8 protein-coding genes are annotated in these 8,670 nt (G+C 76.2%); 3 read left to right on the top strand and 5 right to left on the bottom strand.

The window, feature by feature from the left end; genetic code table 11:
- The first annotated feature begins 262 nt into the window (after positions 1–262).
- The 3 genes from AC07A6_RS40965 to AC07A6_RS40955 are packed head-to-tail and all read left to right on the top strand — an operon-like array spanning position 263 to position 3,694.
- Positions 263–1,534: a cobalamin biosynthesis protein CobG gene (locus AC07A6_RS40965; RefSeq protein ID WP_478780494.1), complete on the top strand. Its 1,272-nt coding sequence runs from the start codon at positions 263–265 to the stop codon at positions 1,532–1,534.
- Positions 1,535–1,538: 4 nt separating this feature from the next.
- A complete protein-coding gene (locus tag AC07A6_RS40960) occupies positions 1,539–2,186 on the top strand; it encodes a precorrin-8X methylmutase (RefSeq protein ID WP_362471482.1) in 648 nt (215 codons plus the stop codon).
- Positions 2,183–3,694, top strand: a complete 1,512-nt coding sequence (locus AC07A6_RS40955) for a precorrin-2 C(20)-methyltransferase (RefSeq protein ID WP_478780493.1) — start codon at positions 2,183–2,185, stop codon at positions 3,692–3,694. Before AC07A6_RS40960 ends, AC07A6_RS40955 begins: the two co-directional genes overlap by 4 nt.
- A 132-nt stretch (positions 3,695–3,826) precedes the next feature.
- Here AC07A6_RS40955 and AC07A6_RS40950 read toward each other — a convergent pair whose 3' ends face one another.
- From AC07A6_RS40950 to AC07A6_RS40930, 5 genes are all read right to left on the bottom strand, one after another.
- Complete coding sequence (locus AC07A6_RS40950; RefSeq protein WP_478780492.1) at positions 3,827–4,342, bottom strand: allene oxide cyclase barrel-like domain-containing protein; 516 nt, start codon at positions 4,340–4,342, stop codon at positions 3,827–3,829.
- 156 nt (positions 4,343–4,498) lie between these two features.
- The gene (locus AC07A6_RS40945) at positions 4,499–5,275 is read right to left on the bottom strand and encodes a cobalt-precorrin-6A reductase (protein WP_478780491.1); all 777 of its coding nucleotides are present in this window, start codon (positions 5,273–5,275) and stop codon (positions 4,499–4,501) included.
- The gene (gene cobM, locus AC07A6_RS40940; RefSeq protein WP_362471494.1) at positions 5,265–6,014 is read right to left on the bottom strand and encodes a precorrin-4 C(11)-methyltransferase; all 750 of its coding nucleotides are present in this window, start codon (positions 6,012–6,014) and stop codon (positions 5,265–5,267) included. The genes AC07A6_RS40945 and cobM overlap by 11 nt, the downstream gene beginning before the upstream one ends.
- Complete coding sequence (gene cbiE / locus AC07A6_RS40935) at positions 6,011–7,279, bottom strand: precorrin-6y C5,15-methyltransferase (decarboxylating) subunit CbiE (protein WP_478780490.1); 1,269 nt, start codon at positions 7,277–7,279, stop codon at positions 6,011–6,013. The genes cobM and cbiE overlap by 4 nt, the downstream gene beginning before the upstream one ends.
- Positions 7,276–8,496 (bottom strand): MFS transporter, encoded by a 1,221-nt coding sequence (locus AC07A6_RS40930; RefSeq protein ID WP_478780489.1) that lies wholly within the window; start codon positions 8,494–8,496, stop codon positions 7,276–7,278. Before AC07A6_RS40930 ends, cbiE begins: the two co-directional genes overlap by 4 nt.
- Positions 8,497–8,670: the final 174 nt, after the last annotated feature.

Below are 8,670 nucleotides of genomic sequence, written 5' to 3'. Positions count from 1 at the left end.
CCCGGACCCCCTCGGGGCTGCGCCCCGGACCCCCTCGGGGCTGCGCCCCGGACCCTCGGGCTGTGCCCCGGACCCTCGGGCTGTGCTCCGCCCCCCCCCGGCCCGCGTTGGGGCGGTGCCCCGGGCTTCCCGTCGGGCTGTGCCCTGGGCTCCGGGCGGGGGTGGCGGTGCCTTGGGTGGGGGCGGGACGGGGGAGGCGGGTGGGGTGGAGCCGCTGGTCGGGGTGGCGACGGACACAGGTCGGGGGTGGGCAATCGTGGGTATGCTCGCGGCCATGCCCCAGCCCCCCTCCGCCGCGTCGCGGGACAAACCCGCCATACGCGACCGCGGCGACGCCTGCCCCGGCGCGCTGCGGCTGCACGCCGCCGACGACGGGTACCTGGCGCGCGTCCGGATCCCCGGCGGGCTGCTCACCACCGCGCAGGCGACCGTGCTCGGGCTCGCCGCGGACCGGTTCGGGGACGGGCACCTGGAACTCACCTCGCGCGGCAACGTCCAGCTGCGCGGCCTCGCCGACGGCTGCGGCGCCGGCCTCGCCGAGCTGCTCGACGGTGCCGGGCTGCTGCCCGCGCCCGGCCACGAGCGGGTGCGCAACGTCGTGGCCTCCCCGCTGGGCGGCCCCCGCGTCGTCCGCCGGGTCCGGGAGCTGGACCGGCTGCTGTGCGGCAGCACCCGGGCGACGGGCCTGTCCGGGCGGTTCCTGTTCGCCCTCGACGACGGGCGCGGGGACGTCGCCGCCCTCGACCCCGACGTGACCGTGCTCGGCAGCGGTGACCGGGTGCTGGTCCGGCTCGGGGCCGCGGCCGGCGCCGTCGAAGTGGCCGCGGGCGACGCACCCCGGGCGGCCCTGCTGGCCGCCGAGTACTTCCTCGACGCCGCCGACGCGGCCGGGACCCGGGCCTGGCGGGTCGCCGAGCTGCCCGACGGACACGCCCTGGACGGCGGGGAGTTCGCCCTGCGGCTGGCCGCCGCCGGGATCGGCGCCGACCGCCTGCCCGAGGTGGCCTGGCCGCACGCGCGGCCGCCCCGGCCCGGCGCGCACGGCGACGCGCTGTGCGTGCTGCCCCCGCTCGGCCGGCTCGGCTCCGCCCAGTGGCGGGTACTGGCCGAGGCCGCCGACGCCGCCGACGGCGAGTTGCGCGTCACCCCGTGGCGCAGTGTCGTCCTGCCCGGCGCGGCCGCCCCCGGCCCCGCCGGCGGTCACGCCGCGCTGGAGGCGGCCGGCCTGGTGACCGGGCCCGGCGGGCCCTGGCAGACCGTCACCGCCTGTACGGGCAGGCCCGGTTGCGCCAAGTCCCTCGCGGACGTGCGCGCCGACGCGCGTGCCGTCGTACAGGAGACGGGAGCCGCGGCCGCGCTGCCCGTGCACTGGTCCGGGTGCGCCCGCCGGTGCGGGCACCCGCGCGGCACCGCCTGGGTGGACCTGGTCGCCACCCCCGACGGGTACGAACTCGACGGCCGGCCCACCCCGTTCGCAGACCTCGCGGCCGCCCTTACGGCCGCACGCACCACCACACCACCCGCATCGCAGTGAAGAAATGAGCGAGTACACCGTGTTTGAGTACGAGAAGGACGGCGCCGCGATCTACCGCCAGTCCTTTGCCACGATCCGCGCCGAGGCGGACCTCTCCGGGCTGCCCGCCTCGGTCGCCCAGGTCGCGGTGCGCATGATTCACGCCTGTGGCATGACCGACCTCCCCCAGGACCTCGGCTACACCCCCGACGTCGTCCTGCGGGCCCGCGCGGCCCTGCACGCCGGCGCGCCGATCCTGTGCGACGTGCAGATGGTCGCCAGCGGCGTCACCCGCAAGCGGCTGCCCGCCGACAACGAGGTCATCTGCACCCTCTCGGACCCGGCCGTGCCGGAGCTCGCCGCGAAGATGGGCACCACGCGCAGCGCCGCCGCCCTCGAAGTCTGGCGCGACCGGGGCCTGTTGGAGAACTCCGTGATCGCCGTCGGCAACGCGCCGACCGCCCTGTTCCGGCTGCTGGAGATGATCGAGGAGGGCGCCCCGCGCCCCGCCGCCGTCATCGGCGTGCCCGTCGGCTTCATCGGCGCCGCCGAGTCCAAGGACGCCCTCGCCGCCCACCCCTCCGCCCTCGACCACCTGATCGTGCGGGGCCGGCGCGGCGGCAGCGCCATCGCGGCCGCCGCGGTCAACGCGATCGCGAGCGAGGAAGAATGAGCGACCGTCAGGAGAACGGCCCCGTGAAGGGCAAGCTGTACGGCGTCGGACTCGGGCCCGGCGACCCCTCCCTGATGACCCTGCGGGCCGTCGAGGTGATCGCCGAAGCGGACGTCGTCGCCTACCACAGCGCCCGCCACGGCCGCTCCATCGCCCGCTCGATCGCCGCGAAGTACCTGCGCTCCGACCACGTCGAGGAACCGCTGGTCTACCCGGTCACCACCGAGACCACCGACCACCCCGGCGGCTACCAGGGCGCGATGGAGGAGTTCTACGAGGCCTCCGCCGCCCGCCTGGCCGCACACCTCGACGCAGGCCGCACCGTCGCCGTGCTCGCGGAGGGCGACCCGCTCTTCTACGGCTCGTACATGCACATGCACAAGCGGCTCGCGGACCGGTACGAGGCCGAGGTGATCCCCGGCGTCACCTCCGTGAGCGCCGCCGCCGCCCGCCTCGGCACCCCGCTCGTGGAGGGCGAGGAGGTGCTGACGATCCTGCCCGGCACCCTGCCCGAGGAGGAGCTCACCGCGCGCCTCGCCGCCACCGACTCGGCGGTCGTGATGAAGCTCGGCCGCACCTTCCCCGCCGTCCGGCGCGCCATGGAGGGCAGCGGCCGCCTCGCCGAGGCCCGCTACGTCGAGCGCGCCACGATGGAGGGCGAGCGGACCGGGGTCCTCGCGGACACCGACCCGGACAGCGTCCCGTACTTCGCCGTCGCCGTCGTGCCCAGCCGCATCGGCAACCCGGGCAGCGTGCCCTCCGGCCCCGGCGAGGTCGCGGTCGTCGGCACCGGCCCCGCCGGGCCGCTGTGGCTCACCCCGGAGACCAGGCGGGCGCTGGCCGACGCGGAGGTCCTCGTCGGCTACACCACCTACCTGGACCGGGTGCCGGTCAAGCCGGGCCAGGTGCGGCACGGCTCCGACAACAAGGTGGAGTCCGAGCGGGCCGAGTTCGCCCTCGACCTCGCCCGGCGCGGCAAGCGGGTGGCCGTCGTCTCCGGCGGCGACCCCGGGGTGTTCGCCATGGCCACCGCCGTCCTGGAGGTCGCCGGGCAGGCCCCGTACGAGGACGTCCCCGTACGGGTGCTGCCGGGCGTGACCGCCGCCAACGCGGCGGCGGCCGCCGCCGGGGCGCCGCTGGGCCACGACTACGCCACCATCTCGCTCTCCGACCGGCTCAAGCCGTGGGAGGTCATCGCGGAGCGGCTGCGCGCGGCCGCCGCCGCCGACCTGGTGCTCGCCCTGTACAACCCGGGCTCGCGCAGCCGGACCTGGCAGGTCGCCAAGGCGCGGGAACTGCTGCTGGAGCTGCGCGCGCCGCAGACCCCGGTGGTCGTGGCACGGGACGTGGGCGGTCCGGAGCAGTCGGTGCGCGTGCTGACGCTGGCCGAACTGGAGCCGTCCGAGGTGGACATGCGCACGATCCTGCTGATCGGCTCCTCGCAGACCCAGGTCACGCAGCGGCCCGACGGCTCGCGCGTGACGTGGACGCCGCGCCGCTATCCGTGAGGCGGGGGCGGGGACGCGCCGCCGAGACCCTGGCCGGGCCGGAGCCGGCGGCCGGGCACCCGCCGGAGTGAGCGGCCCTGGACGTTCCCTGACCCCCGGTTCCTTCCGGGGTCAGGCGGACGTCGGGGTCCGTCAGGCGAGGTGGATCGTGAAGCGCCTCACGACAGTGGGGGTCTCGGGGGGCTTGGATTCCGTTGTGGAGTGGACCCAGCCGCGAGCCTTCTTGTACTTCCCGGTGCCGCCGGTGATCGCGCTGTCGAAGGGGCCCTGGTCGAGGTAGTTGAAGTACACCCCCTGCGTGGTGAGCTGGCCGCCCGGGAGGATGTAGGTCACGAGGCACTGCTCCGCTTCATCGGCGCCGCCCCGCGTGGTGACGCAGCTGCCGTGGGTCTCGCCGATCTGGTTGTGCTCCTCGTCGAAGAGGAGCGAGCGGACGGCGACTTGATCGCCCTGCTTGGGGCTGCCGGGGATTTCGGGGAGGACGGGGAAGCGGGTCAGTTGCTGTACCTCGGCCAGGACCGTGATGGTCCGGCCCTTGTCCCCGGCCTGGTCGGAACCGGCGTCCGTCGCGGCGGCCGCGACGGGGGTGCAGGCGAGGAGGGTGGCCAGCGTGGCGGTGCCGAGGCAGACCGCTCTGATGGGGCGCATCGTGCGACTCCTGAGGTTGATGTTCGGGAATCACCGGATGGCGAACTTCCATCCGATTTGATTCGATTCCTTTCATAGCCTCGGCTCCGCTGCGCCGGGGGGCACCCCGGCACGAACCACCGGCACATCCAGCCGGTCGGACCAAGCCGGCCGGTGTCAGTCCCGGCGGAGCCAGTCCAGGACCGCCTCCACCGAAGCGGCCCGCGCCACGTGCTCCGGGACCGGGGGACGGCGTACGACCAGGACCGGGATCCCGGCCTCGCGGGCGGCCGTGAGCTTGGGGGAGGTGGCGTCGCCGCCGCTGTCCTTGGTGACCAGTACATCGATCCGGTGCCGGGCCAGCAGCTCCCGCTCCTCGTCCAGCCCGAACGGGCCCCGCGCCAGCAGCACTTCCAGCCGCGGCGGCATCGGCGCGGCCGGCGGGTCCACCGAGCGCACCAGGAACCAGGTGCCGGTGAGGTGCGCGAAGGCGTGCAGCCCCATCCGGCCCGTGGTCAGGAACGCCCGGCCGCCGAGCGAGGGCAGCACGGCCGCCGCGTCCGCGAGGGAGTCCGCGAACGTCCAGTCGTCGCCCGGCCCCGGCGTCCAGCCCGGACGGCGCAGCGCCAGCAGCGGCACGCCCGTGAGCGCCTCCGCCTCCGACGCGTGGAAACTCATCCGCTCCGCGAAGGGGTGGGTGGCGTCGACCACGTGCGTGACACCGTGGCCGGTGATCCAGCCGGCGAGCCCCTCGACGCCGCCGAAGCCGCCGATCCGGGTCTCGCCCGGCGGGAGCACGGGCGCGGAGACCCGCCCCGCGAGCGAGGTCGTCACCTGGTACGCGGTCTCGCGGGCCAGCGCCTCCGCCAGCCGGCGGGCCTCCGTCGTACCGCCCAGGATCAGGACGTGCCGGGCACCCGGGCCGCCCGCCGGTGCGGCGGGCTCAGCAGACATGCCGGTCGCGCTCGGGCGAGTACAGGTGGCTGTCGCGGAACTGCTCGGCGCCCAGCGTCCGGCCCACCACGATGACGGCGGTCCGCACCAGCCCGGCCGCCTTCACCTGCACCGCGATGTCGGACAGGGTCCCGCGCAGGATCAGCTCGTCGGGGCGGCTGGCCATCGCCACGACCGCCACCGGGCACTCGGCGCCGTAGTGCGGCAGCAGCTCGTCCACGACCCGGTCGACGTACCGGGTGGCCAGGTGCAGCACCAGCAGCGCACCGCTGCGGCCGAGCGTGGCCAGGTCCTCGCCGGGCGGCATCGGCGTGGCCTGCTGGGCGATCCGGGTCAGGATCACGGTCTGGCCGACGGTGGGGACCGTCAGCTCCCGCTTCAGGGCGGCGGCCGCCGCCGCGAACGCCGGTACGCCCGGCACCACTTCGTAGGGGATGCCGGCCGCGTCGAGGCGCCGCATCTGCTCGGCGACCGCGCTGAAGATGGACGGGTCGCCCGAGTGCAGCCGCGCCACGTCCAGGCCCGCCTCGTGGGCCCGTACGCACTCGGCGATGATCTCGTCCAGGTTCAGCTGCGAGGTGTCCACCAGCCGGGCGCCGTCCGGGCATTCGGCGAGCAGCTCGCGCGGGACCAGGCTGCCCGCGTAGAGGCAGACGGGGGCGGCGGCCAGGGTCCGGGCACCGCGCACCGTGATCAGGTCGGCGGCGCCGGGGCCCGCGCCGATGAAGTACACGGTCATTCTGATTCTCCTTGTGTCTTCGTGACCGACACGGGCTTCGTGACCGACCACTGGGTGACCGGCATGGCCTGCCGCCAGCCCGTGAAACCGCCGACCGGCACCGCGTGCGCGACGGCCAGCTTCACCAGCTCGCCGCCGTGGCGCCGGTAGCGCTCCGCGAGGACCGCCTCCGACTCCAGGGTGACCGTGTTGACCACCAGCCGGCCGCCGGGCGCCAGCGCCGCCCAGGCCGCGTCCAGCAGCCCCGGCGCGGTCAGCCCGCCGCCGATGAACACCGCGTCGGGGGCCGGGAGTCCCTCCAGGGCGGCCGGGGCCGCGCCGACGACCACGCGCAGCGCGGGCACGCCGAGCGCCGCGGCGTTGCGGCTGATCCGCCCGGCCCGCTCCGGGACCCGCTCGATCGCCACCGCCCGGCAGGACGGGTGCGTACGCATCCACTCGATGCCGATCGACCCGGAGCCGCCGCCGATGTCCCACAAGAGCTCGCCGGGGGCCGGGGCGAGCGCGCACAGCGTCGCGGCGCGCACGTGGCGCTTGGTGAGCTGGCCGTCGTGCTCGTACGCGGCGTCGGGCAGGCCGGGGGTGGCGCCGAGCCGGGGCACGCCGGCGGCGGGGTCCCGGCGGCACTCCACGGCGACCACGTTGAGCGGGTCACCGGGCTCGCGGTGCCAGTCCGCCGCGGTGCCCTCGTACGCGTCCTCGCGCTCGGAGCCGAGCTGTTCGAGGACCCGCATCCGGCTCGGGCCGAAGCCCCGCTCTCGAAGCAGAGCGGCGATCTCGTCCGGGGTCGCCGCTCCGGCGCTGAGCACCAGGACCCGCCGGCCCTCGTGCAGCACGGCCGCCAGCCGGGCCACCGGCCGGCCGACCACCGTCACCACCTCGGTGTCCTCCACCGGCCAGCCCAGGCGGGCGCACGCGTACGACACCGACGAGGGGTGCGGGTGGATCCGCAGGGCGTCCGCGCCCAGCTCCTCGGAGAGCGCGCGGCCGATCCCGTAGAACATCGGGTCCCCGCTGGCCAGCACGGCGATGCGGCGCCCCGCATGCTCGGCCATCAGCTTCGGCACCGCCGGGCGCAGCGGGCTCGGCCAGGCCACCCGCAGCCCGGCGCAGTCCGCGGCCGGCAGCAGGTCCAGCTGCCGGGGGCCGCCGATCAGCACCTCGGCCGATGCCAGCGCGGCACGGGCGCCGGCGGTGAGCCCGGCCCAGCCGTCGGCGCCGAGGCCGACGACCGTCACCGGTGCGGGGGGTGCTGCGGAGCTCACTGCGCGGTACCTCGGGGAAGGGGAGAAGGGGAATGCGGCGGACGGATCCGCAGCCTATCGGGGCGCAGACCCGGCTCCAGTGCCAGGGTGACCACGACGGACGCCGCCGCCAGCGCGGTGATCGCGGCGGCCGGCGAGGTGTACTGCGCCACCGCCCCGGCGAGGGCCGCGGACACCCCCTGCATCGTGAGCATCCCGGCCGAGTGCAGCCCGAGCGCCTGCCCCTGCGTCCCCTCGGGCAGCAGCGGTACGAGCCGCTCCTGCATCAGCAGCCCGGCCGCGTAGCCGGTCGACGCCAGGGCGACGGCGGCCGTGGCGAGGACCGGCCCCGGCTGCAGGGCGAACACCAGGTAGGGCAGCGCCAGCAGCAGCCGCAGCGGGCCCGCCAGGCGCGAGCGCCACCGCTCGGGCAGCCAGCGGCCCGCGACGGTGTCCCCGGCCAGCATCCCGGCGGCGGCGCAGCCGAAGAGCAGCCCGGCGTGCGCCGGGTCGTACGGGACGAACAGCGACTCGCACCCGACGATCAGCCCGTTCGGCACCCAGAGGGCGAGGTACAGGGTCCGGCGGGCCGGATCGGACAGCAACAGGCGGTTGACGCGCCAGGTCTCGGCGGGCGACGGCCTGCCCCCGGCCCTGGGCGCCCGGCGGCGCAGCCCGAAGCGGACCGTGAGCGCGGCGGCCGCCCCGAGCCCGGCCGACACCAGCAGCACCCCGCGCGGGGACAGCGCGCCCAGCAGCAGCCCGCCGGCGGCGAAACCGGCGACCTGCGTGACACCGGCGGCGACGGCGAGGAGGGACCGGCCGAGGAGGTAGTCCCCGGGCGGCAGGATCTCGGTGAGCAGCCCGTAACGGACCCCGCCGGCGAGGGAGTCGGCCAGCCCCTGCCCCAGCAGCACCGCGAACACCGCCCACAGCGGCAGCCCCGGGGCGGCCAGCAGCCCGGTCCCGGCGGCGGCCAGGGCGGCGATCCCGGCGAGCGCGGCCCGCGGCGGCAGCCGGTCGGCGGCGGCCATCAGCAGGGTCGCGCCGAGCACCTGGGCGAGGGAGGGGCCGAACATGGCGAGGGCGGACAGCAGCGGGGAGCGGGTCCGGCCGTAGACCAGCACCCCGAGGGCGAGGCCGCCGGTGGTGGAGGCGGCGACGCGGAGGGCTGCGGCGAGGAAGAAGGGGGCGAACTCGGGGGTACGGAGGAGGAGGGAGTGGTAGCTGCGCGACATGCGGGGAGTCTCCGACGGCCGGCCCCGGGCCCCGCAGAGTTTCGCCCGCACGCGAAACCCCGCCGCTGCGCGGGGCCGGCCCCTCCCCGCCCTTCCACCGTTCCCAGGGGCGCTGCCCCTGACCCCGTTGCGCTCAAACGCCGCGCGGGCTGGAATTTCGCTGCGCGAAATCCA

This window comes from Streptomyces sp. NPDC044002, from assembly GCF_056434525.1.
This window is presented reverse-complemented; position numbering and strand designations above follow the sequence as displayed.